Annotated in this window: 23 protein-coding genes; 13 read left to right on the top strand and 10 right to left on the bottom strand. The window is 62.8% G+C overall.

All coding sequences use genetic code 11. The features are described from left to right. Positions 1-2: 2 nt before the first annotated feature. The 4 genes from PST29_RS05385 to rlmF all read left to right on the top strand — a co-directional run bounded on the left by PST29_RS05385 (position 3) and on the right by rlmF (position 5,078). Positions 3-431 (top strand): DNA polymerase III subunit chi, encoded by a 429-nt coding sequence (locus tag PST29_RS05385; protein ID WP_060837663.1) that lies wholly within the window; start codon positions 3-5, stop codon positions 429-431. A 7-nt stretch (positions 432-438) separates the two neighbouring features. Next, the gene (locus PST29_RS05380) at positions 439-918 is read left to right on the top strand and encodes a hypothetical protein (protein ID WP_060837662.1); all 480 of its coding nucleotides are present in this window, start codon (positions 439-441) and stop codon (positions 916-918) included. Positions 919-1,037: 119 nt separating this feature from the next. Next, complete coding sequence (locus tag PST29_RS05375; RefSeq protein ID WP_060842551.1) at positions 1,038-3,884, top strand: valine--tRNA ligase; 2,847 nt, start codon at positions 1,038-1,040, stop codon at positions 3,882-3,884. Between the two features lie 171 nt (positions 3,885-4,055). Further along, complete coding sequence (rlmF, locus tag PST29_RS05370) at positions 4,056-5,078, top strand: 23S rRNA (adenine(1618)-N(6))-methyltransferase RlmF (RefSeq protein WP_060842550.1); 1,023 nt, start codon at positions 4,056-4,058, stop codon at positions 5,076-5,078. A 105-nt stretch (positions 5,079-5,183) separates the two neighbouring features. On the opposite strand, the gene PST29_RS05365 is transcribed toward rlmF, so the two are convergent. Then, positions 5,184-5,465, bottom strand: a complete 282-nt coding sequence (locus tag PST29_RS05365; protein ID WP_003440137.1) for an HU family DNA-binding protein — start codon at positions 5,463-5,465, stop codon at positions 5,184-5,186. Between the two features lie 394 nt (positions 5,466-5,859). Between PST29_RS05365 and yejK the strand changes: the two genes are divergently transcribed. Then, positions 5,860-6,864 (top strand): nucleoid-associated protein YejK, encoded by a 1,005-nt coding sequence (yejK, locus tag PST29_RS05360; RefSeq protein ID WP_060837659.1) that lies wholly within the window; start codon positions 5,860-5,862, stop codon positions 6,862-6,864. Further along, positions 6,864-7,217, top strand: coding sequence for a glutaredoxin family protein (locus PST29_RS05355; protein WP_060842549.1), 354 nt, complete (start codon positions 6,864-6,866; stop codon positions 7,215-7,217). The genes yejK and PST29_RS05355 overlap by 1 nt, the downstream gene beginning before the upstream one ends. Before the next feature lie 105 nt (positions 7,218-7,322). Here PST29_RS05355 and PST29_RS05350 read toward each other — a convergent pair whose 3' ends face one another. From PST29_RS05350 to PST29_RS05330, 5 genes are all read right to left on the bottom strand, one after another. Next, positions 7,323-8,258, bottom strand: coding sequence for a glutathione S-transferase family protein (locus PST29_RS05350; RefSeq protein WP_060842548.1), 936 nt, complete (start codon positions 8,256-8,258; stop codon positions 7,323-7,325). 88 nt (positions 8,259-8,346) lie between these two features. Then, positions 8,347-8,667, bottom strand: a complete 321-nt coding sequence (locus PST29_RS05345) for a GIY-YIG nuclease family protein (RefSeq protein WP_060842547.1) — start codon at positions 8,665-8,667, stop codon at positions 8,347-8,349. Positions 8,668-8,721: 54 nt separating this feature from the next. Next, on the bottom strand, positions 8,722-9,192 hold the full coding sequence (locus tag PST29_RS05340) for a nuclear transport factor 2 family protein (RefSeq protein ID WP_060837655.1): 471 nt from the start codon (positions 9,190-9,192) through the stop codon (positions 8,722-8,724). Between the two features lie 99 nt (positions 9,193-9,291). After that, positions 9,292-10,584, bottom strand: coding sequence for a CynX/NimT family MFS transporter (locus PST29_RS05335; protein WP_060837654.1), 1,293 nt, complete (start codon positions 10,582-10,584; stop codon positions 9,292-9,294). Between the two features lie 13 nt (positions 10,585-10,597). Then, positions 10,598-11,257, bottom strand: a complete 660-nt coding sequence (locus PST29_RS05330; RefSeq protein WP_060842546.1) for a FadR/GntR family transcriptional regulator — start codon at positions 11,255-11,257, stop codon at positions 10,598-10,600. A gap of 165 nt (positions 11,258-11,422) precedes the next feature. Between PST29_RS05330 and PST29_RS05325 the strand changes: the two genes are divergently transcribed. Further along, complete coding sequence (locus PST29_RS05325) at positions 11,423-11,734, top strand: type II toxin-antitoxin system MqsR family toxin (protein WP_060845072.1); 312 nt, start codon at positions 11,423-11,425, stop codon at positions 11,732-11,734. After that, a complete protein-coding gene (locus tag PST29_RS05320) occupies positions 11,731-12,213 on the top strand; it encodes a type II toxin-antitoxin system MqsA family antitoxin (protein ID WP_041116095.1) in 483 nt (160 codons plus the stop codon). Before PST29_RS05325 ends, PST29_RS05320 begins: the two co-directional genes overlap by 4 nt. A 65-nt stretch (positions 12,214-12,278) precedes the next feature. Here the strand turns inward: PST29_RS05320 and PST29_RS05315 are convergent, their stop codons facing one another. The 4 genes from PST29_RS05315 to PST29_RS05300 form a co-directional block, all read right to left on the bottom strand. Then, entirely contained in the window at positions 12,279-13,043 is a 765-nt protein-coding gene (locus PST29_RS05315) for an amino acid ABC transporter ATP-binding protein (protein WP_016965197.1), read from the bottom strand. A gap of 10 nt (positions 13,044-13,053) precedes the next feature. Beyond that, complete coding sequence (locus PST29_RS05310; protein WP_060837651.1) at positions 13,054-14,151, bottom strand: amino acid ABC transporter permease; 1,098 nt, start codon at positions 14,149-14,151, stop codon at positions 13,054-13,056. A gap of 10 nt (positions 14,152-14,161) precedes the next feature. Further along, positions 14,162-15,343, bottom strand: a complete 1,182-nt coding sequence (locus tag PST29_RS05305; protein WP_060837650.1) for an amino acid ABC transporter permease — start codon at positions 15,341-15,343, stop codon at positions 14,162-14,164. Between the two features lie 65 nt (positions 15,344-15,408). After that, on the bottom strand, positions 15,409-16,437 hold the full coding sequence (locus PST29_RS05300) for an amino acid ABC transporter substrate-binding protein (RefSeq protein ID WP_016965200.1): 1,029 nt from the start codon (positions 16,435-16,437) through the stop codon (positions 15,409-15,411). Between the two features lie 476 nt (positions 16,438-16,913). Here PST29_RS05300 and PST29_RS05295 point away from each other — a divergent pair, with 476 nt between their 5' ends. The 5 genes from PST29_RS05295 to PST29_RS05275 all read left to right on the top strand — a co-directional run bounded on the left by PST29_RS05295 (position 16,914) and on the right by PST29_RS05275 (position 22,119). Next, the gene (locus PST29_RS05295) at positions 16,914-17,570 is read left to right on the top strand and encodes an alpha/beta hydrolase (RefSeq protein ID WP_060842545.1); all 657 of its coding nucleotides are present in this window, start codon (positions 16,914-16,916) and stop codon (positions 17,568-17,570) included. A 97-nt stretch (positions 17,571-17,667) separates the two neighbouring features. Then, the gene (gene rhlB, locus PST29_RS05290; RefSeq protein ID WP_060837648.1) at positions 17,668-19,164 is read left to right on the top strand and encodes an ATP-dependent RNA helicase RhlB; all 1,497 of its coding nucleotides are present in this window, start codon (positions 17,668-17,670) and stop codon (positions 19,162-19,164) included. Between the two features lie 121 nt (positions 19,165-19,285). Then, positions 19,286-20,239 carry an ornithine cyclodeaminase family protein gene (locus PST29_RS05285; RefSeq protein WP_060842544.1) on the top strand — a complete coding sequence of 318 codons (954 nt, stop codon included), beginning with the start codon at positions 19,286-19,288 and terminating at the stop codon, positions 20,237-20,239. A gap of 34 nt (positions 20,240-20,273) precedes the next feature. Further along, the gene (locus PST29_RS05280) at positions 20,274-21,401 is read left to right on the top strand and encodes an NAD(P)/FAD-dependent oxidoreductase (protein WP_060842543.1); all 1,128 of its coding nucleotides are present in this window, start codon (positions 20,274-20,276) and stop codon (positions 21,399-21,401) included. Positions 21,402-21,489: 88 nt separating this feature from the next. Beyond that, positions 21,490-22,119, top strand: a complete 630-nt coding sequence (locus PST29_RS05275) for a helix-turn-helix transcriptional regulator (protein WP_060837645.1) — start codon at positions 21,490-21,492, stop codon at positions 22,117-22,119. Positions 22,120-22,188 lie beyond the last annotated feature (69 nt).

Raw genomic sequence — 22,188 nt, 5'->3', positions numbered from 1 at the left:
CAATGACCAAAGTCGACTTTTATATCCTTCCCAGCGCGGACCCTGCGGCGCGCCTGGATTTTGCCTGCAAGCTCACCGACAAGGCCTGGCGCATGGGCCACCGCATCTACCTGCATTGCAGCGATGCCGCGCAACGGGATGAACTCGATGCCCGCCTGTGGCGCTTCAAGGGCGAAACCTTCGTCCCCCACGGCCCGGCGGAAAGCGAACCCGAAGGCTTGATCGTCCTCGGCCTGGGCCAGGACCCCGGCGAACACAACGACCTGCTGGTGAACCTGGACCTGAAAGTACCGGCCTTCGCCCCGCGCTTTGCCCGAATTGCCGAGGTCGTGGTGGAAGACCCGACTATTCGTCAGGCGGCCCGCGAGAGTTTCCGTTTCTATCGCGAACAGGGCTATCCTCTGCAAGATCACCGTTTACAGCGACTCTGAGCACCCGATGGACACTCCCAACCCGCTGCAAAAACCCGCGCACCTGCTGGACGACCTCGAGTCGATCCGTCAACTGCTCGGTGATGACAACCTGCAACCACCGCTGCTGACCGAGACCGTGAGCAGTGAAGTGCAAATCCCCCTGCTGTTCGACATGGTGGGCAGCCAGCAACCGACCACCACCGAAACCGCCCCTGCCGTGCCAGCCAAACCGCAACCTGCGCCGACCCCGGCTCAAGTCGCAGCACCAGCACCAACCCCTGCTGCGCCCCCGGCTCCCGCGCCAACGCCGGCAGCCAAACCCGCAGCCGCCAGCAACAGTGCCGACGCCCTGCTGCATCTGGACACCGAGCTGCGCGCCGCCGCGCAATTGATCATGCAAGACGTGATCGACGACTTCGCCCCACACATCGAAACCGAGATCAAGCGTCGCCTCGACGCCCGCCTGGAACGCCTGCTCGCAGCAGCCACCAGCGGCAAACCATAAGCCACACGCAAAAGCCGGGCATGGCCATCTTGTCGCTTGCCGCTTGTGGCTTGCTGCTGCCGCCCTCCGCTATACTTCCCGGCTTTTCCTGAATAAATGCCAATAGGGTCCCGCCGCGCATGGATAAGACCTACCAGCCGCACGCCATTGAAACTTCCTGGTACCAGACCTGGGAGTCCGAGAACTACTTCGCCCCGCAAGGCGCGGGCGACTCCTACACCATCATGATCCCGCCGCCGAACGTCACCGGCAGCCTGCACATGGGCCACGGCTTCAACAACGCGATCATGGACGCCCTGATCCGCTTCCGCCGCATGCAGGGTCGCAACACCCTGTGGCAGCCGGGCACCGACCACGCCGGTATCGCCACCCAGATGCTAGTGGAGCGCCAGATCGAAGCCCAGGGCCAGAATCGTCACGATCTGGGCCGGGAAAAGTTCCTCGAAAAAGTCTGGGAATGGAAGGATCAGTCCGGGGGCAACATCAGCCGCCAGATCCGCCGCCTGGGTTCCTCCGTGGACTGGAGCCGCGAGCGCTTCACCATGGACGACGGTCTCTCGGAAGCAGTCAAGGAAGCCTTCGTGCGCCTGCACGAAGACGGCCTGATCTACCGCGGCAAGCGCCTGGTAAACTGGGACACCAAGCTGCACACGGCGATTTCCGATCTGGAAGTGGAAAACCACGACGAGAAAGGCTTCCTGTGGAACCTCAAGTACCCACTGGCCGACGGCGCCAAGACCGCTGAAGGCAACGACTACCTGATCGTCGCCACCACCCGTCCGGAAACCATGCTCGGCGACTCCGCCGTCGCGGTGAACCCCGAAGACGAGCGCTACAAGGCCCTGATCGGCCAGTTCGTCGAACTGCCCCTGGTCGGCCGGCGCATCCCGATCATCGCCGACGACTACTGCGACCCTGAATTCGGCACCGGCTGCGTGAAGATCACCCCGGCCCACGACTTCAACGACTACGAAGTCGGCAAGCGCCACAACCTGCCGCTGCTGAACATCTTCGACAAGAACGCCGCCGTGTTGCCGGCCTGCCAGGTGTTCAACCTGGACGGCAGCCTCAACGAAACCGTCGACGGCAAGATCCCGGCCGAGTACGTCGGCCTGGACCGCTTCGAAGCGCGCAAGCAGATCGTGGCCGCCTTCGACGCCGCCGGCCTGCTGGTCAGCGTCGACGACCACGCCCTGAAAGTACCGAAGGGCGACCGCTCCGGCACCGTGATCGAGCCGTGGCTCACCGACCAGTGGTACGTCTCCACCAAGCCTCTGGCTGAGCCTGCCATCGCCGCCGTGGAAGACGGCCGCATCGCCTTCGTGCCCAAGCAGTACGAAAACATGTACTTCTCCTGGATGCGCGACATTCAGGACTGGTGCATCAGCCGCCAGCTGTGGTGGGGCCATCGCATTCCGGCCTGGTACGACGAGTCCGGCAAGGTCTATGTCGGCCGCGACGAAGCCGAAGTGCGGGCCAAGCACAACCTAGGTCCGGACGTTGCCCTGCAGCAGGACAACGACGTACTCGACACCTGGTTCAGTTCGGGCCTGTGGACCTTCTCCACCCTGGGCTGGCCGGAGCAGACCGAGTTCCTCAAGACCTTCCACCCGACCGACGTGCTGGTCACCGGCTTCGACATCATTTTCTTCTGGGTCGCCCGGATGATCATGCTCACCATGCACCTGGTGAAGAACGAAGACGGCACGCCGCAGGTTCCGTTCAAGACCGTGTACGTGCACGGCCTGGTCCGCGACGGCCAGGGCCAGAAGATGTCCAAGTCCAAGGGCAACGTCCTCGACCCGCTGGACATCATCGACGGCATCGACCTCGAAACCCTGGTGCAGAAGCGCACCACCGGCCTGATGCAGCCCAAGTTGCAGAAAGCCATCGAGAAGCAGACCCGCGCCGAATTCGCCGACGGCATCGCCAGCTACGGCACCGACGCCCTGCGCTTCACCTTCTGCTCCCTGGCCACCACCGGCCGCGACATCAAATTCGACATGGGTCGCGTCGAGGGTTACCGCAACTTCTGCAACAAGATCTGGAACGCCGCGCGCTACGTGCTGGACAAGGGCGAGGACTGCGGCCAGAACGGCGAGGCCTATGAGCTGTCCCTGGCGGACCGCTGGATCATCTCGCAACTGCAGCGCACTGAAGCCGAAGTCACCCGCCAGCTCGACCAGTTCCGTTTCGACCTGGCCGCCCAGGCCCTGTACGAGTTCATCTGGAACCAGTACTGCGACTGGTACCTGGAGCTGTCCAAGCCGGTGCTGTGGGACGAGAACTCGCCGGTTGAACGCCAGCGCGGCACCCGTCGCACCCTGGTGCGGGTACTGGAAGTGGCCCTGCGCCTGGCGCATCCGTTCATGCCGTTCATCACCGAAGAGATCTGGCAGCGCCTGGCGCCGCTGGCCGGTAGCACCGGCAAGACCATCATGCTGCAACCCTGGCCGGTGGCTAACGAAGCCCGCATCGACCAGGCCGCCGAAGACGACATCGAATGGCTCAAGGGCCTGATGCTCGGCACTCGCAACATTCGCGCGGAAATGAACATCGGTCCGGGCAAGCCCCTGGCCCTGTTCCTGAAGAACGCCGGTGCCGAAGACCAGCGTCGCCTGACCGAGAACGAAGCCTTGCTGAAGAAGCTGGCCCGACTCGAATCCATCACTGTGCTGGGTGCCGGCGACGAAGCGCCGCTGTCCGCCACCGCCCTGGTGGGCGAGATGGAAGTGCTGGTACCGATGGCCGGCCTGATCGACAAGGGCGCGGAACTGGCCCGTCTGGACAAGGAAATCCAGCGCCTGCAAGGCGAAGTGCAGCGCGTGGGCGGCAAACTGTCCAACGCTTCCTTCGTCGACAAGGCACCGGCGGAAGTGATCGAGAAGGAACGCGCCAAACTGGCCGAGGCCGAACAGGCCCTGGGCAAGCTGGCGGAACAGCACGCACGGATTTCCAGCCTGTAACGAATATTCGCGCAGTGTGAAAAAGGGAGGCCCATACAGGCCTCCCTTTTTTATGCGCCTTGTCTTGGGCGGCGCGGAGGCAGGCATCACTTGTCGCTCACCGCTTGAAACTTACCGCTGCTCCTGTGTGACAATGCCCGCCACTTTGAACCAGCCCCGAATCGATCCCCCATGACCGCCCCCAGCACACCCAAGCCTGCGCGCAGAAAGCCCAAGCCCGCCGCCCCAAAAACCGCCGCGCCCCGGGAAAAGGCCAGCCTGCATCCGCGCAATCGTCACCAGGGGCGTTACGACTTCCCGCAACTGATCAAGAGCACCCCGGAGCTGGGGCAGTTCGTGATCCTCAATCCCTACGGCAAGGAAAGCATCGATTTTGCCGACCCGGCAGCCGTGCGGGTGTTCAACCGCGCCCTGCTCAAGGCCTTCTACGGCATTGCCCACTGGGACATTCCGGCGGACTTCCTGTGCCCGCCCGTGCCCGGTCGCGCTGACTATGTGCACTTCCTCGCCGACCTGCTGGCCCGCCACAACCAGGGTGAAATCCCTCGGGGCGCAGCCGTGCGGGTGCTGGATGTCGGGGTCGGCGCCAACTGCATCTATCCGCTGATCGGCTACAGCGACTACCGCTGGCAGTTCCTCGGTTCGGACATCGACAGCACCGCCCTGGCCGCCGCCAAGGCCATCGTCCAGGCCAACGGCTTGAACAAGGCCATCAGCCTGCGCCAGCAGGGCAATCCCAGGCAGATCCTCAACGGCCTGCTGGAAAGCACCGAGCGTTTCGACCTGACGATGTGCAACCCGCCGTTCCACGCCTCCCTGGATGAAGCCACCCGCGGTAGCCAGCGCAAATGGCGAGCCCTGGGCAAGGCCGATCCCAAGCGCAAGCTGCCGGTGCTGAACTTTGGCGGGCAGGCCCGGGAGCTGTGGTGCGAAGGTGGCGAGATCCGCTTTGTCAGCCAGTTGATCAGCGAGAGCGCAAGCGTCGGCCAGCAAGTGCTGTGGTTCAGCACCCTGGTGTCAAAGGCTTCGAACCTGCCAGCCATTGAAAGCGCACTGAAAAAGGCCGGCGCCCTGGAAAGCCAGGTGGTGGAGATGTCCCAGGGACAGAAACAGAGCCGCTTCGTCGCCTGGACCTTCAAGGACAAGGCACAGCAACAGGCCTGGAGTCAGGAACGCTGGGTCAGGAAGAACTGAGGAAGAACTAGAGAGGCGGGGGAGGCAAAGACGATTCACCTTGCGTGAATCGGTGTCACACAAACCGTGCCCGGAGAACTTCTGAGCACGGTTTCACTGCAAGTCTTACTTGTTAACAGCGTCGGTCAGGCCTTTAGCCACAACCAGCTTGATAACTTTCTTGGCAGCGATTTCGATGGCAGCGCCAGTCGATGGGTTACGGCCAGTACGGGCAGGACGCTCGGTCACTTTCAGCTTGCCGATACCTGGCAGAGTGATTTCGCCGCCATTTTCCAATTGATCAGCAACGATCTGGGCCAGTTGGTCCAGAGCGTTACGCGCGGTGGTTTTCGGCGCGTCGATAGCTTCAGCGATATCAGCGATCAGTTGGTCTTTAGTAATAGCCATTGTGGTGTTCCTTCCCTATCAAATTCATTTGGATTGCAGAGTGCAGTGTCAGCCATCGAGCCAGATCTTGTGAATCTGGCACCCCGGTTACAACCACGACAGATCGGGGTTATAGATACCGAAATCAGGGTTTGGTTCGACCCGACAAATGCTGAATGCACGCTTAACGCTGAGACATCGCGTAAGACGGGGCAAAACTAGCACACAGACGGGGAAATATCCGCCTCTACCTAGCCATTTGGTCAGCTTTATTGCTCTAAATCGGTAAAAAAATGCATAAGCGTTACCGACGAGCCGTTCATCGCCCGGCAAACCGCGCCCGACCCCTCGGCTGCGGTACACTGGGCACTTTTTCGGGGAGCCCGCCCTCCCCCTTCAATCAGCCGAGAAGCCCATGCCGATCCGTCATTGCATCGTCCACCTGATCGACAAAAAACCCGACGGCAGCCCCGCAGTTCTTCATGCCCGAGACTCCGAGCTGGCAGAGTCCGCGGCCATCGAGAACATGCTCGCCGACCTCAACGAAAGCTATAACGCCAAACAGGGCAAAGCCTGGGGACTGTTCCATCCCGAGTCCGGCGCGTTTCCCTTCAGCGGCTGGCTGAAGGAGTACCTGGACGGCGGCCAGGACTTCACCGCGTTCAGCCGGGTGGCGGTGGAACACCTGCAGAAACTGATGGAGGAATCCAACCTGTCAGTGGGCGGCCACGTGCTGTTTGCTCATTACCAACAGGGCATGACCGACTACCTGGCCATCGCCCTGCTGCACCACAGTGAAGGCGTGGCCGTGACCGACCAGTTGGACGTGACGCCGTCGCGCCACCTGGACCTGGGCCAGCTGCACCTGGCGGCGCGGATCAACATCTCCGAGTGGCAGAACAACAAGCAGTCCAAGCAGTACATCTCCTTTATCAAGGGCAAGAACGGCAAGAAGGTCTCGGAGTACTTCCGCGACTTCATCGGCTGCCAGGAAGGCGTCGACGGCCCGGGCGAAACCCGCACCCTGCTCAAGGCCTTCAGCGACTTCGTCGAAAGCGAGGATCTGCCGGAAGAGTCGGCCCGGGAAAAGACCAAGACCCTGGTGGACTACGCCAGCAGCCAGGCCAAGCTCGGCGAGCCCATGGGCCTGGAGGAGCTCTCGGAACTGATCGACGAAGACCGCCCCAAGGCCTTCTACGATCACATCCGCAACAAGGATTACGGGCTGTCGCCGGAGATTCCCGCGGACAAACGCACCCTCAACCAGTTCCGCCGCTTCACCGGCCGCGCCGAAGGCTTGTCCATCAGCTTCGAAGCCCACCTGCTGGGCTCGAAGATCGAGTACGACGAAGAAGCCGGGACCCTGATCATCAAGGGCCTGCCGACCCAACTGACCGACCAGCTCAAGCGCCGCAACTGATGCTCCAGGGGGTATTGAAGAAGTTCTTGCTGATCCTGCTGGTGGTGGTGATCTACCAGCACTGGGGCAAGATCGAGCGCCTGTTCAACCCTTCGGCGGTGGTCAGCGAAGCGATCCGCAGCCAGGCCCGGGTGGTGCTGTACGCCACCGACTGGTGCGGCTACTGCAAGGCCACCCGGCGCTTTCTCGATCAGAAGGGCATTCCCTACCGGGAGTTCGACATCGAGAAAGACGCGGAGGCGCGTAAGGCCTATACCGCTCTGGGCGGTGCCGGGATTCCGATCCTGGACGTGAATGGCAGCCTGATCCGTACCTACGACCCCGACGCGATCATGGCTGCGCTGAAACCTTAGTCGGAGCCGGCCGGGCGGCGCTCCGCTTGCCGGCGAAAGGGCCAGTAGATCGAGCATCGATCTTGAGGACGCCTTCGCTGGCAAGCCAGCGCCTACAGGTGTGGATCACTGCGCCTGGATGCGGAACCCCAACCGCGGGAAGTGCACGTGGACCAAGCCGGCGCGCGGGTCCTGGCGACGCAGGATCAACTCTTCAGTACCGGCAAACAGCAACTCGCCCGCCACCGGATCGACGCCATAGTCGGTCGCAGCAATCACCACCTGCTGCCCTGCAGCAAAGCCATTGGGATCGACAAACCGCTCATCCGGCAGCGGCGCCGGCGTAGCGCTGCGCGACACCTCAAGGGCCTCTTCGGCACTCAGCTCGGTGAAGGAGCCATGACCAAAGCCCAGCACCCGCGCCAACCAGGCGGATACCGCCGGATACTCGTCCACCAGCGGTGCGGTCACCGGCGTGCCCTTGAGGAACCACAGCGGGTGCGCCAGGGCGATATCGGCAATCGACGGTTCGCCAAACAGGAAGTCCCCCGGCTCGCGCTGCAGTTGCTGCTCCAGACGCGCCATGATGGTCGGCCACTGATGCTTGGCCACGTCCAGGGGCAGACGGCTGGCGCTGCCGCCACTGAACAACCCGGCGCGGTCGGCCATGAAGGCCTTGACCGCTTCCGGCGGCAGCTTGCCAAAGCGCACGGCTGCCGACTCGGGCTGGAACACCAGGGTCACCGCATGCTGGAACACCACCGAGTCGACCCAGGCGGCGAAGGTCGCGCTGATAATTTCCTGGCCTTCGGGGAACAGCGCCGGCGAGGCTTTCTCCCGCTCCAGGCGGCGCGCGATCAAGGCCGTGTCGCAATAGATGTCCGCCCCGATCTGCAACACCGGGGTCTTGCGATAGCCGCCGGTCAGGGCCGTCAGGTCGGGTTTGGGCATGACCGGGGAGATCTTCACGGAGCGCCAGGACAGGCCCTTGAACCCCAGGAGCAAGCGGGCTTTTTCCGCGAAGGGAGAGGTCGGGTAATGGTGGAGAATCAACTCTGACATGCTGGGGTCCGCCACAAGAGGGAGAGCGCTGAAGCTTAGCGCGCAATCCGTGGACGGCCTACAGATCCAACTGATGAGAACCTATCAGTCAGATTGATGCCGCTGCACTGGCCGCGGCCACCAGGCACTCCTTGGCGCTCTTCCTGAGTTTCTTGATCAGCCGCTCCTGGCGCAGGGCCTCGCTCTTGTCTCGGCATGCTTCGGTGTAGACCAGGGCCACCGCCGGGCTGGAGAGAAAGAAACGCGCGCCCTTGCCGCTCTGGTGCTTGGCAAAGCGCTTCACCGGGTCGTCGCTGATGCCGCAGTAGAGAGCGCCATTGGCAGCGCGCACCAGGTACACAAACCAGGGTTTGCCGGCAGGCGCAGGCCGCTCGGCGGCAATTGCGGGGGTTGGATCGGGGCTGCTCACAAAAAGAATCGGGGCCTGTGGATAACCAGCCGCGATCTTAACAGAGGATGGCTTTCAGCGACCGCCCTGGAAGGCCTTGAGGCCCTTGCGGGCCTGAGCGCGAACGGCGTTCTTGAGCAGCGGCGTCCAGCCCAGCAACAGGCCCTTGGCCCCGAGGGCCTGACGCGCCCAACGCCACATGTCGAAATGATCGTGGTGCTCGCAGATCTTGCCGTCGCGAAACACGAAGCGCGCCTGAATGTCATTGACCACGGTGTTGCCGGTCTGGCTGAACAGGTAGGTGGCCACCCAATGCGCGCTGCCGGTGTTCCCATCGGCACGCACCTGATCGAAGGTCAGGGAAAAGTCCTTGGCCCGGGACGTGAGCATGCGCCACATGTCACCAGCATCACGTCCGCGCAATTCACCGAAGGCCGGATCGCTGAACAGCACATCCTCGGTATAACAGGCGCTCATGGCCTCGGCATCGAGCCGCTGGAAGGCCTGGTAGAACTCGGTGATCAGGGCGCGCTGGGCATCACTCATGGACAGACTCCGGAAAGGCAAGGGAATGCCAGCACAATAATCCCCATGCCTCGGGAAGACTATCGGCATTTGCCAGGCAAATACCGACAGCGAAGTCCGTCAGATTTTCTCGCTTTGCACCTGCACATACAGCGAACGACCGGCGCCCAGGCCGGCGATGATCGCCCCGCTGCCCAACACGGCGAAGATCCAGCCCACGGCGTTCCAACCACCGGTCCAGTCGTGCACCAGCCCCACCGCAAAGGGCCCCATGGACGCCAGGGTGTAACCGATGCCCTGGGCCATGCTCGACAGGTTGGCCGCCACATGGGTGTCCCGCGAGCGCAGCACGATCAGGGTCAGGGCCAGGCTGAAAGTGCCGCCCTGCCCCAGGCCCAGCAGGATCGCCCAGCCCCACAAACCGTCCAGCGGCGCATACAGGCAACCGAACAGGCCGCCCAGGGTCATCAGCATGACCATCACGATGGCCAGGCGCTGGTCCTTGCCGCGGGTCGCCAGCCAGGGCGCCGCCAGGGAGCTGGCCAGTTGCACGATCACCGATCCGGAGAGCACCAGTCCGGCCTGGGTCGGACTCAGCCCGCGGCCGATCAGGATCGACGGCAGCCAGCCAAACACGATGTAGGCCAGGGAGGACTGCAGGCCCATGTACAGGGTGACCTGCCAGGCCAGGCGATCACGCAGCAACCCGCGCACACGGAAGGCGACATGGTGGGCGCCGTGTTTGTGCCCCACTTGCGGCAACCAGAACAGCGCCGCCGCCAGCGCCGGTACGACCCAGAACCCCAGGCCCATGGCCCAGTTGCTACCGAAATGCTGGCTCAGGGGCACCGTCGCGCCGGCCGCCATCGCCGCCCCCAGGCACAGGGCCATGGTGTAGACCCCGGTCATGGTGCCTGCATGGCGGGCAAAATCGCGCTTGACGATGCCCGGCAGCAGCACCCCGATCACACCGATGCTGGCGCCGGCCAGGATGCTCCCGGCAAAGACGCCGAACTCCCCCAGGGAACTGCGCAGCACAATGCCCAGGGCCAGGGTCAGGAGAATCCCCAGCACCACCCGCTCGGCACCAAAACGCCGGGCCAGCAGCGGCGCCAAAGGCGCGAACAAGCCCAGGCACAGCACCGGCAGAGTGGTCAGCAGGCCGGCCTTGGCGGCTGACAGCCCCAGTTGCTGCGACACATCGCTGAGCAACGGCGCCATGCTCGACAGCGCCGGACGCAGGTTCAGCGCCACCAGAATCAGCCCCAGCAGCAACAGCCAGGGCCGGCGCACCGCGGGTGGGGCCTGCTGAAGCTCCTCGTCATCGGCCTCGGCGTCGATCAGCAGCTCTTCGAGTTCGGCAGGACGCCGAGGAGCAGACGGGGTATTCGGGGGTACCTGGTGATTGGACATGAAGGTCTCGGATTCAGGATTCGTTGATCAACTGGCGGGACAACTGCTTGGCCTGCTCGGGGTCGCCCTGTTCGATGGCATCCAGCAGATGCTGATGGAGATCGAAGACGTCCTGGCGACGCGGAGCCTGGGTCAAGGTCTGGCGCAACTGCGCGCCCACCACGCTGGAAAAATAGCGGTACAGCTGGCTGAGGGTCGGGTTGTGGGCGGCATCCACCAGGCGCTGGTGAAAAACCAGGTCGCAGGCGATGTAGCTCTCCAGGTCACCATGAAAATGCCCGCTGCTGGCCTGCAAGGCTTGGTTCAGGGCCTGCAGGTCCTCGTCGGTGCGGCGCAGGGCCGCCAGGCCGACCGCCTCCACTTCGAGGATCTGCCGGGTTTCCCGGGCCTGTTCCAGGGAGCACTGGGACAGGGCCTGGAGCATGTCCAGTGGATCGGCCACCGCTCGCAGGTAGCTGCCGTCGCCCTGGCGGATCTCGATCAGTCCGGAGAACGCCAGCACTCGCATGGCTTCGCGCACGGTATTGCGGCTGATGCCCAGTTCTTGGGCCAGTTCCGGTTCGGTGGGCAAGCGCTGGCCGACCCGCCAGACACCGCTGTTGATGCGTTTGCGCAGTTGTTCCAGGGCCTGGTCGACCAGGGATTTTTTGATCAGGGGGGATGTTTCGCTCATGGGACTCGCTCAATCATCCAATCATCGGATGAATTGTCCGACATGGTATTCAGGCTTTTCCGAGAGTTCAACGATTTAGGCTGGAGGAGGCACTTTCGCCAAGGCAAACAAGTCTTGACAAAAAACCCTATAAGGGTAATTTCGGTCAAGCCTCAAGGGTGTCTCATGGAAAAGAAAACACCTCATTACGACCTGTCGCTGATCAAGGCACAGGTCGTTCGGCATGGAGCACAAGCCTTCACTCGAAGCGCATTGCGCTGCGGCAAGGAACTCGGATTGTCCCTGGCCGCCATGCAACGAGTGATAGCCGGACTGCAGGGCAGCCTGTTCTACAAATCGATGACCACCTATGGCGATCACCGGCTGTGGCAGGACGTGTATTACACCCGCATCGATAACCGGACGCTCTACATCAAGGTCACCTACCGCCCCGGTGCAGGGCCTCCGGTGATCTCCTTCAAGGAGGCAGAGACATGAAACGACAACAATGCTACAGCTGCGGCGCTCCCACCGGCATGCTGGCCTTCGAGCAGCGCAGCGAGCTCATCGACTACCGGCACCTGCAGCGTCAGCTCCATGGCCTGGCGGGCTGGGAATGCCAGGAGTGCGGTGAAATCGAATTCGATGCCCAGAGTGCAGAGCGCTATGCCGCCGCGGGCGACCACTTGCTGGAGGAGTACCGGCAGAGCGTCGCCGCCGACCTGAAGCGCATCCGCCGCAAGCTGCACCTCTCGCAGAAAGAAGCGGTCAAACTGCTGTCCGGCGGCGGGCACAACGCCTTTTCCCGTTACGAGCGCGGCGAAGTCGGCGTGCCCCAACCGCTGTACGTGCTGATGCGCCTGCTGGATCGCCACCCACGGTTGATGAAGGACGTACTGGAGCTTGGCGAACCACGGCTGGCGCCCTCAGCCTTGGGCGACCACCCCGAACCACAGCTCGGCGCTGCCGGCAGCTGAATGCCGGGCAAAAATAAACCCGGAGCCAGTCCGGGTTTATCGTCAGCGCCAGCCGTGCATCAGGATCAATGCAGGATCTGGCTCAGGAACAGCTTGGTGCGGTCGTTCTGCGGGTTGTCGAAGAAGTCGTTGGGGGCCGCCTGCTCGACGATTTCGCCCTTGTCCATGAAGATCACCCGGTTGGCCACGGTGCGGGCAAAGCCCATTTCATGGGTCACGCAGAGCATGGTCATGCCGTCTTCCGCCAGGCCGATCATGGTATCGAGCACCTCCTTGACCATTTCCGGGTCCAGGGCCGAGGTGGGTTCGTCGAACAGCATGATCTTGGGCTTCATGCACAGCGCCCGGGCAATCGCCACCCGTTGCTGCTGGCCACCGGACAGCTGGCCCGGGTACTTGTTGGCCTGCTCCGGAATGCGAACCCGCTCCAGGTAGTGCATGGCGATTTCCTCGGCCTTGCGCTTGGGCATCTTGCGCACCCACATCGGCGCCAGGGTGCAGTTTTGCAGGATGGTCAGGTGCGGGAACAGGTTGAAGTGCTGGAACACCATGCCCACTTCCCGGCGAATGGCCTCGATCTGCTTGAGGTCGTTGGTCAGCTCGACGCCATCCACCACGATGCGTCCCTGCTGGTGCTCTTCCAGGCGGTTGAGGCAGCGGATGGTGGTGGACTTGCCCGAGCCCGAAGGCCCGCACAGCACGATGCGCTCACCCTGCCTGACGTTGAGGTTGATGTCCTTCAACACGTGGAACTGGCCGTACCACTTGTTCACACCCTGCATCTGAATAATGCCTTCAGGGCCCACAGGCTTTTTGTTCGCTTCACTCATGGAGATACTCCTAACGCTTGTGGCCTGTGTCCAACTTACGCTCCAGATGCATGGAGTAGCGGGACATACCAAAACAGAAAATCCAGAACACCAGGGCCGCGAAGACATAGCCTTCGGTGGCCATGCCCAGCCATTTGGGATCGGCGGCGGCTTGCTTGACGCTGTTGAGCAGGTCGAACAGGCCGATGATGATCACCAGGCTGGTGTCCTTGAACAGGGCGATGAAGGTGTTGACGATGCCGGGAATCACCAGCTTCAGGGCCTGGGGCAGAATCACCAGGCCCATGGCCCGCCAATAACCCAGCCCCATGGCCGCAGCGGCTTCGTACTGGCCCTTGGGAATGGCTTGCAAGCCACCGCGCACCACCTCGGCCACATAGGCCGACTGGAACAGGATCACCCCGATCAGGGCCCGCAACAGCTTGTCGAAGTTCATGCCCTCAGGCAGGAACAGCGGCAGCATCACCGAGGACATGAACAGCACGGTGATCAGCGGCACGCCGCGCCAGAACTCGATGAAGGTCACGCAGACCACGCGAATCGCCGGCAGGTTGGAGCGTCGCCCCAATGCCAGCAGGATCCCCAGCGGCAGGGCTCCGGCAATCCCCACCGTGGCGATCACCAGGGTCAGCATCAGACCGCCCCATTGGCTGGTGGCGACATTGCTCAAGCCCAGGTAACCGCCATGCAGCAAGGTGTAGGCAACCACCGGGTACCACACCAGGAAACACAAGCCGTAGATCGCCTTGCGGGCAAAGCGCGAGATGAACAACGGCGCCACGCCGATCACCGCCAGCCACACGGTCAGGTCCACCCGCCAGCGCAGTTCCACCGGGTAGTAGCCATACATGAACTGGCCGAACCGCTGCTGGATGAACACCCAGCAGGCGCCGTCCTTGGTGCAATCGGCACGGGTGGTGCCGACCCAGTTGGCGTCGAGGATCGCCCAATGCAGGAGCGGCGGCACCACCAGGTAGATCAGGTAGAAGGCAAACAGGGTCAACAGGGTGTTGAGCCAGCTGGAAAACATGTTGGCGCGCATCCACGCCAGCACGCCGATACTGCGGCTGGGCGGCGGCATGTCGGGCTTGAAAGTATGAGTTGTCATGGGCGCTTCCTCACCGCTCGATCAGCGCAATGCGCTTGTTGTACCAGTTCATCAGCAGGGAAATGCTGATGCTGATCGCCAGGTACACGCTCATGGTGATGGCAATGACCTCGATGGCCTGGCCGGTCTGGTTGAGCACCGTGCCGGCGAACAGCGAAACCATTTCCGGGTAGCCGATACCGGCGGCCAGGGACGAGTTCTTCGCCAGGTTCAGGTATTGGCTGGTCAACGGCGGAATGATCACCCGCAGGGCCTGGGGAATGATCACCTTGCGCAGGGTCGGGCCGTTGCGCAGCCCCAGGGAGCGGGCCGCCTCGGTCTGACCGTGGCTCACCGATTTGATCCCGGAGCGCACGATCTCGGCGATGAATGCCGCGGTGTAGACGGTCAGGGCCAGGGTCAGGGCCAGCAGCTCGGGAATCAGCACCCAGCCGCCAACGAAGTTGAAGCCTTGCAGCTTCGGCAACTCCCAATGCACCGGCGAACCGAACAGCAGGGTGCACAACGCCGGAATCACCAGCAGCAGCGCCAATCCGCACCAGAACTTGTGGAACGGCACCCCGGTTTCTTCAAAGCGTTTGTTGGCCCAGCGGCACATCAGCACAATGGCGACGATGGCCAGCACCACACTCGCCACGAACGCCCAGAACCCAGGGGCCATTTGCGCCGCCGGCATGTTCAGGCCCCGGCTGCTGACAAAGAAGGTGTCGCCGAAGTTGTGGCTGTTGCGCGGCCCCGGCATGGTCAGGAACACCGCGAAGTACCAGAACAGGATCTGCAGCAGCGGCGGAATGTTGCGGAACACTTCCACATACACCGTCGCCAGCTTGTTGATGATCCAGTTCTGCGACAGCCGCGCCACCCCGATGATGAACCCCAGCAGGGTCGCCAGGATTACCCCGATAAAGGTCACCAGCAGCGTATTGAGCAGGCCGATGACGAAGACCCGGGCATAGCTGTCCGCTTCGGTGTAGGCAATCAGGTGTTGAGCGATGCCGAAACCGGCGCTGCGCTCAAGAAAGTCGAAACCCGAGGTGATACCCCGGTGCTGAAGGTTGGTTTGCGTGTTGTCGAACAGAAACCAGCCCAGCGAAACCACCGCCACGAGGGTGATGATCTGGAACAGCCAGGCGCGCACACGCGGATCGCTGAGGCTAAGCCTCTGCTTGGGTGCGCCGATAGAATTTTGCATGAAGTGCCCCAGGAATAATGGAACAGAACATCACCCGGCGGTTGGCCCGCCGGGTGATAGAACCATCAGCGCACAGGTGGTGCGTATTGGATGCCGCCGTTGTTCCACAGCGCGTTCAGGCCGCGGTCGATGGCCAGTGGCGTGCTCTTGCCGAGGTTCTTCTCGAACACTTCACCGTAGTTACCTACTTGCTTGACGATCTGTACTACCCAGTCCTTCGGCAGTTTCAGGTCTTTGCCGTATTCACCGTCCGCGCCCAGCAGACGTGCCACATCAGGGTTCTTGGTCGACTTGGCTTCAGCTTCGACGTTTTTCGAAGTGATGCCCGCCTCTTCGGCGTTGAGCATGGCGAACAGGGTCCACTTGACGATGCTGAACCACTCTTCGTCGCCCTTACGCACCACCGGGCCCAGCGGCTCCTTGGAGATGGTTTCCGGCAGCACGACATAATCGGTCGGGGTCGCCAGCTTGCTGCGCTGTGCGTAAAGCTGGGACTTGTCGGATGTCAGCACGTCGCAACGCCCGGATTCCAGGGACTTGGCGCTTTCATCGGAGGTGTCAAAGGTAATCGGGGTGTATTTCAGACCATTGCCACGGAAGTAGTCCGACACGTTCAGCTCGGTAGTGGTACCGGCTTGAATACAGATGGTCGCACCGTCCAGCTCCTTGGCACTTTTCACACCCAGTTTGTTGTTCACCAGGAAGCCGATGCCGTCGTAGTAAGTGACACCGGCAAACATCAGGCCCATGCCCGCGTCGCGAGAGCTGGTCCAGGTGGTGTTGCGCGACAGCACGTCGATTTCGCCGGATTGCAGCGCGGTGAAGCGCTCCTTGGCGTTCAACTGGCTGAACTTGACCTTGGTCGCGTCACCGAATACTGCAGCGGCCACTGCGCGGCAAACGTCGGCGTCGATCCCGAGGATCTTGCCGGTCGCATCCGGTACCGAGAAGCCCGGCAGACCATCACTGACGCCGCACTGTACGAAACCTTTCTTCTGTACTGCATCCAGAGTCGCACCCGCCTGTGCGAAACCGCTTGTAGCCAGGACCGTGGCCGCCGTGACAGCGGCCAGGGTGGATTTCAACATCTTCATTCAAACCTCCAGTTTTGCTCTTGTTGTGTCGGAGCTTGAGTCCTGCCGCACCCTCATGAGGCGCTGTTGACCCGTGTAGGCTTTTTTATAGGGTCAAGCGGCGTAAGACCTTCGCTATGAGTCTAGTAGGAGAAATCCACGTAATGGGGGGCCTACATCTCACCAATCGGCCGAACGGGCTGTAGCCCTTTGCAGTTCGCAAAGCCCGTAGCGGCCATTGGCGAACCTGTATCAGAGGAGGTTGGCTATGCCATCGCCCGCGGTAGCCTGTTAGTGTTACCGCCGGCAGAGAGTGCTATCACTTCCACTCCTCTTTCTGAGCCATAGCAAAGCCCGTACCACAGTTTCGGCTAAAGCGTTTCAGCCAGTGGTCAATAGCAAAACGTTCAACCGTGCGACATCTTCTTCACCGATCAACCGGGCGCGCCCCTTGACCTCGCACTCAATCAGCGCGCACGCACAAAAATGGAGCAGCCATGACCGAGCCCTTGATTCTTCAGCCCAGCAAGCCCGCAGATGCCTGTGTGATCTGGCTTCACGGCCTGGGAGCGGACCGTTACGACTTCCTGCCGGTGGCCGAGATGCTGCAGGAAAAACTCTTGAGCACCCGCTTCGTCCTGCCCCAGGCGCCGACCCGTGCCGTGACCATCAATGGCGGATATGCCATGCCCAGTTGGTACGACATTTTGGCCATGAACCCGGCTCGCGCGATCAGTCGTGAACAGCTCGACGAATCATCCGATGAAGTCATCAGACTTATCGAAGAGCAACGCGCCAGCGGAATAGACGCCTCGCGAATTTTCCTGGCAGGTTTCTCCCAGGGGGGCGCCGTCGTACTGCACACCGCCTTCCTCAAGTGGCAGGGTCCGTTGGGTGGCGTGCTTGCCCTCTCCACTTACGCACCGACCTTTGGCGAAGAACTGCAACTTTCCGCCAGCCAACAGCGGATTCCGGTGCTGTCGCTGCATGGCCAGTACGACGAAGTGGTGCAAAACGCCATGGGCCGCACCGCCTACGAGTATTTGAAGCAGCATGGTGTCACCGTGACATGGCAGGAATACCCAATGGGGCACGAGGTGTTACCAGAAGAAATCAGCGATATCGGCACCTGGCTGAACGAGCGTTTGCGCTAGAAAATCCGCCTCCAACCGGGGGCCAGAGCAACAGACTACGCCGCGCCCGTTTCTTGCATTACACTGGCCGGCGTACATTCCTTAACCAATTGATGAGATGACCGTGCTCAAAGCACTCAAGAAAATCTTCGGTAAAAGCGAGGCTGAGCCGCTCGCGCCAGGCCCCAGTGCCCCTTCCCCCAGTTCCAGCAGCCGTAATGACGGCCGTCAGCCGGAACGGAGCGCACCCGCTACCGCAGCTAAAAAAGAACCGGTGAACACACCGGCCGCCCCTTCTGCTCCCAAAGCGCCACGCCAAGAGAAGCCCAAGGCCGAGCAACCCAAGCCTGAGCAGCCGCGCCGTCCGCGCGCACCCAAGCCGCCCGCCAGCACCTGGAAACTTGAAGACTTCGTGGTCGAACCCCAGGAAGGCAAGACCCGTTTCCACGACTTCAAGCTTGCACCGGAACTGATGCACGCCATCCAGGACCTGGGCTTTCCTTATTGCACGCCGATCCAGGCCCAGGTGCTGGGCTATACCCTGGCGGGCAAGGACGCCATCGGCCGGGCCCAGACCGGCACCGGCAAGACCGCCGCGTTCCTGATCTCGATCATCACCCAGTTGCTGCAGACCCCGCCGCCCAAAGAGCGCTACATGGGCGAGCCACGGGCGCTGATCATTGCCCCGACCCGGGAGCTGGTGGTGCAGATCGCCAAGGACGCCGCGGCGCTGACCAAGTACACCGGCCTCAACGTCATGACCTTCGTCGGCGGCATGGACTTCGACAAACAGCTCAAGCACCTGGAAGCCCGCCACTGCGACATCCTGGTAGCCACCCCGGGCCGTCTGCTGGACTTCAACCAGCGCGGCGACGTGCACCTGGACATGGTCGAAGTGATGGTGCTGGACGAAGCCGACCGCATGCTCGACATGGGCTTCATCCCGCAGGTGCGGCAGATCATCCGCCAGACCCCGCCCAAGAGCGAACGCCAGACTCTGCTGTTCTCCGCCACCTTCACCGATGACGTGATGAACCTGGCCAAGCAATGGACCACCGATCCGGCAATCGTCGAGATCGAGGCCGAGAACGTCGCCAGCGAAAACGTCGAACAGCACATTTATGCCGTGGCCGGGGCCGACAAGTACAAGCTGCTGTACAACCTGGTCACCGACAACGGCTGGGAACGGGTCATGGTCTTCGCCAACCGCAAGGATGAAGTGCGGCGCATCGAGGAACGCCTGGTGCGCGACGGGGTGAACGCCGCCCAGCTGTCCGGCGACGTGCCGCAGCACAAGCGGATCAAGACCCTGGAAGGCTTCCGCGAAGGCAAGATCCGGGTGCTGGTGGCCACCGACGTGGCCGGCCGCGGCATTCACATCGACGGCATCAGCCATGTGATCAACTTCACCCTGCCGGAAGTGCCGGACGACTACGTGCACCGCATCGGCCGTACCGGGCGTGCCGGGGCAGAGGGCGTGTCCATCAGCTTCGCCGGCGAGGACGACTCCTACCAGCTGCCCTCGATCGAAGCCCTGCTGGGACGCAAGATCAGCTGCGAGATGCCGCCCGCCGAACTGCTGCGCCCTGTAGAGCGCAAACGCCCGCAAGCCTGATCACGGGCGCACCAAAAAAAACGCAGCCATCACCGGCTGCGTTTTTTTTCGCCTGGATATTGCCCACCAAAACTAAAAGTCCATAATGGACAAATTAGTTTAATTTGATGGGAGCCCTTGCATGTCCAGCACGCCCTACCTGATGGCCCGACCCGAAGCCCGCCAGTGGCTCGCGCAAATCGACGTCCCGCAGATTTTGCGCAAACTGTTCCGCGACCTGGCCGCCGGACTCGCCGTGCAACCGGCGCAGCAGCTGGTGGAGTTTCCCCAGGGCGCCGGCGACTTCATCAACTACCTGGGGGTGCTGGCTGAAGATCGGGTGTACGGGGTCAAGACTTCGCCCTACATCGTCCGCGCCGAAGGCCCGCTGGTCACCGCCTGGACCCTGCTGATGTCCATGGACAGCGGCCAGCCCCTGCTGCTGTGCGACGCCGCCGAACTGACCACCGCACGCACCGCCGCCACCACGGCGGTCGCCGTCGAGGCACTGGCCACGCCCGAGGCCCGGCACCTGACGATCATCGGCAGCGGCGCGGTGGCCCAGGCTCACCTGCACTACGTGAAAGACCTGCGCCCCTGGCAGAGCATCCGCCTCTTTTCCCCAAGCCTTGCGAGCAAATCCGCCGAGGAGCTTGCGCGTCTCAAGGCCCTCGATCCGCGCCTGCAAATCGTCCCGCAGCTTGAAGAAGCTGTCGAAGATGCCGACGTGATCATGCTTTGCACTTCGTCCGCCGGGCCGGTGATCGATCCGCGCCGCCTCGGCAAGCCGGCGCTGATCACCTCCATCAGCACCAACGCGCCACGGGCCCATGAAGTGCCGCCCGCGGCCCTGCCAGAGCTGCAGGTCTACTGCGACTACCGGCGCACCACCCCGGGCTCGGCCGGCGAGATGCTGATCGCCGGCGAACAGCACGGCTGGGACAGCGCGGCGATCCTCGGCGACCTGCCGGAGCTGCTTAGCGGCCAGGCCCGGCGCCCCAATGCCGAGCGCCACGTGTTCTTCCGCTCCATCGGCCTGGGCCTGGAAGACATCGCCCTGGCCAATGCCCTGTACCACTTGCAACGCCAGCCCTAAGCCACCGTCACCTGCATCTTTTCCGGAGTTATCAATGACCCAGGCAGACTTCATCATCATCGGCGGCGGTATCGCCGGGGCCTCCACCGGTTACTGGCTGTCGCGCCACGGCCGGGTCATCGTGCTGGAACGCGAGTCGCACCCGGCCTACCACTCCACCGGCCGCTCCGCCGCGCTCTACACCGCTGCCTATGGCACTGCCCAGGTGCGCGCCCTGACCCTGGCCAGCCGGGACTTTTTCGACCACCCGCCAGAGGGTTTCTGTGAACACCCACTGCTGACGCCACGGGGCGAAATGACCGTGGACTTCAACGGTGACCCGGCCGAACTGAACAATCAGTACCTCAGCGCCAAGGCCACGGTGCCGCAGATGCAGCGGCTGAGCGCTGACGAAGCCTGCGCCCGCCTGCCAATCCTGCGCCGCGAAAAGGTCCACGGGGCCCTCTACGACCCCACTGCCAGCGACATCGACACCGACGCCCTGCACCAAGGCTACCTGCGGGGCATTCGCCGCCATCAGGGCCAGGTCCATACCGACCATGAAGTGCTGGGGTTGCGCCGTGATGAACAAGGGCTGTGGCAGGTCCAAACCAGCGGCCAGACCTTCAGCGCCCCCCTGCTGATCAACGCCGCCGGCGCCTGGGCCGACCAGATCGGCGCCATGGCCGGCGCGCGCCGCCTGGGCCTGCAACCCAAGCGCCGCGCGGCGTTTATTTTCGCCGGCCCGGAAGGGCTCGATATTCACCAGTGGCCGATGCTGGTCAGCCTGGACGAATCCTTCTACATGAAGCCCGACGCCGGCATGTTCCTCGGCTCGCCGGCCAACGCCGACCCGGTGGAGCCCCACGATGTGCAGCCCGAGGAACTGGACATTGCCCTGGGCATCTACCAGATCGAAGAAGCCACCACCCTGAGCATCCGACGTCCAACCCGGACCTGGGCCGGCCTGCGCAGCTTTGTCAGCGACGGCGACCTGCTGGCCGGTTTCGATCCACAGGTGCCCGGGCTGTTCTGGGTTGCCGGGCAAGGCGGCTACGGCATCCAGACCTCCCCGGCCATGGGCCAGGCCAGCGCCGCCCTGGTGCGGGGCCAGCCACTGCCGGAACAGCTGACCCGCTTCGGCCTCACGCCCGCCATGCTGTCCCCTGCCCGCCTCGGCTGAAGGCCCTCAAGATGACGCGCCCGAACGATTGCGGCACACTCCCAGCGCCCGCCAACGGCGGGCGCCGATGCCGCCTGGAGTACGACCCATGACCTCACCCGCAAAGGACCCTGCCCTGGACAACTTCCGGGCGATTGCCGATGCCATTGCCACGCTGTTCTTCCCTCACGCCGAGGTGGTGCTCCACGACCTGCGCACGCAGAAGATCGACTACATCGCCAACAACCTGTCCAAGCGCGAAGTGGGCGACGATGCGGCCCTGGAAGACCTGCTCAGTGGCGACAGCGAGGAGCGCAATATCGGCCCCTATGAAAAGCTCAACTGGGACGGGCAGAAGATCCGCAGCCTCAGCAGCGTGCTGCGCGACAGCCACGGCCAGCCAATGGCCGTGCTGTGCATCAACCTGAACATCTCGCTGCTGGAAAACGCCAAGGCGGCGCTGGACCTGTTCCTCTCGCCGAGCAAACTGATTCCCCAGCCCGACTCGCTGTTTCGCGACGACTGGCAGGAACGCATCAACACCTTCCTGCACAACTGGCTGCGCGAACGCCAGCTGGGGCTGAACCTGCTGACCCGCGACCACAAGCGCGAGCTGGTGCTGGCGCTGCACGCCGAGGGCGCCTTCAAGGGCAAGAGCGCCTCCAACTACGTGGCCAACGTGCTGAACATGGGCCGGGCCACGGTGTACAAGCACCTGAAGGAATTGAAGGGACAGTAAAGGTTCGCGAGCAAGCCCGCTCCTACACGCAATTGCACAATACCTGTAGGAGCGAGCTCGCTCGCGAAG

This window comes from Pseudomonas sp. St29 (assembly GCF_001547915.1).
GTDB lineage: Bacteria > Pseudomonadota > Gammaproteobacteria > Pseudomonadales > Pseudomonadaceae > Aquipseudomonas.
This window is presented reverse-complemented; position numbering and strand designations above follow the sequence as displayed.

Excerpts from the sequence above, each read along its gene's own strand:
- PST29_RS05385 (WP_060837663.1), top strand. The coding sequence starts at position 3 with ATGACCAAAGTCGACTTTTATATCCTTCCCAGCGCGGACCCTGCGGCG.
- PST29_RS05380 (WP_060837662.1), top strand. The coding sequence starts at position 439 with ATGGACACTCCCAACCCGCTGCAAAAACCCGCGCACCTGCTGGACGAC.
- PST29_RS05375 (WP_060842551.1), top strand. The coding sequence starts at position 1,038 with ATGGATAAGACCTACCAGCCGCACGCCATTGAAACTTCCTGGTACCAG.
- rlmF (WP_060842550.1), top strand. The coding sequence starts at position 4,056 with ATGACCGCCCCCAGCACACCCAAGCCTGCGCGCAGAAAGCCCAAGCCC.
- PST29_RS05365 (WP_003440137.1), bottom strand. The coding sequence starts at position 5,465 with ATGGCTATTACTAAAGACCAACTGATCGCTGATATCGCTGAAGCTATC.
- yejK (WP_060837659.1), top strand. The coding sequence starts at position 5,860 with ATGCCGATCCGTCATTGCATCGTCCACCTGATCGACAAAAAACCCGAC.
- PST29_RS05355 (WP_060842549.1), top strand. The coding sequence starts at position 6,864 with ATGCTCCAGGGGGTATTGAAGAAGTTCTTGCTGATCCTGCTGGTGGTG.
- PST29_RS05350 (WP_060842548.1), bottom strand. The coding sequence starts at position 8,258 with ATGTCAGAGTTGATTCTCCACCATTACCCGACCTCTCCCTTCGCGGAA.
- PST29_RS05340 (WP_060837655.1), bottom strand. The coding sequence starts at position 9,192 with ATGAGTGATGCCCAGCGCGCCCTGATCACCGAGTTCTACCAGGCCTTC.
- PST29_RS05335 (WP_060837654.1), bottom strand. The coding sequence starts at position 10,584 with ATGTCCAATCACCAGGTACCCCCGAATACCCCGTCTGCTCCTCGGCGT.
- PST29_RS05330 (WP_060842546.1), bottom strand. The coding sequence starts at position 11,257 with ATGAGCGAAACATCCCCCCTGATCAAAAAATCCCTGGTCGACCAGGCC.
- PST29_RS05325 (WP_060845072.1), top strand. The coding sequence starts at position 11,423 with ATGGAAAAGAAAACACCTCATTACGACCTGTCGCTGATCAAGGCACAG.
- PST29_RS05320 (WP_041116095.1), top strand. The coding sequence starts at position 11,731 with ATGAAACGACAACAATGCTACAGCTGCGGCGCTCCCACCGGCATGCTG.
- PST29_RS05315 (WP_016965197.1), bottom strand. The coding sequence starts at position 13,043 with ATGAGTGAAGCGAACAAAAAGCCTGTGGGCCCTGAAGGCATTATTCAG.
- PST29_RS05310 (WP_060837651.1), bottom strand. The coding sequence starts at position 14,151 with ATGACAACTCATACTTTCAAGCCCGACATGCCGCCGCCCAGCCGCAGT.
- PST29_RS05305 (WP_060837650.1), bottom strand. The coding sequence starts at position 15,343 with ATGCAAAATTCTATCGGCGCACCCAAGCAGAGGCTTAGCCTCAGCGAT.
- PST29_RS05300 (WP_016965200.1), bottom strand. The coding sequence starts at position 16,437 with ATGAAGATGTTGAAATCCACCCTGGCCGCTGTCACGGCGGCCACGGTC.
- PST29_RS05295 (WP_060842545.1), top strand. The coding sequence starts at position 16,914 with ATGACCGAGCCCTTGATTCTTCAGCCCAGCAAGCCCGCAGATGCCTGT.
- rhlB (WP_060837648.1), top strand. The coding sequence starts at position 17,668 with ATGACCGTGCTCAAAGCACTCAAGAAAATCTTCGGTAAAAGCGAGGCT.
- PST29_RS05285 (WP_060842544.1), top strand. The coding sequence starts at position 19,286 with ATGTCCAGCACGCCCTACCTGATGGCCCGACCCGAAGCCCGCCAGTGG.
- PST29_RS05280 (WP_060842543.1), top strand. The coding sequence starts at position 20,274 with ATGACCCAGGCAGACTTCATCATCATCGGCGGCGGTATCGCCGGGGCC.
- PST29_RS05275 (WP_060837645.1), top strand. The coding sequence starts at position 21,490 with ATGACCTCACCCGCAAAGGACCCTGCCCTGGACAACTTCCGGGCGATT.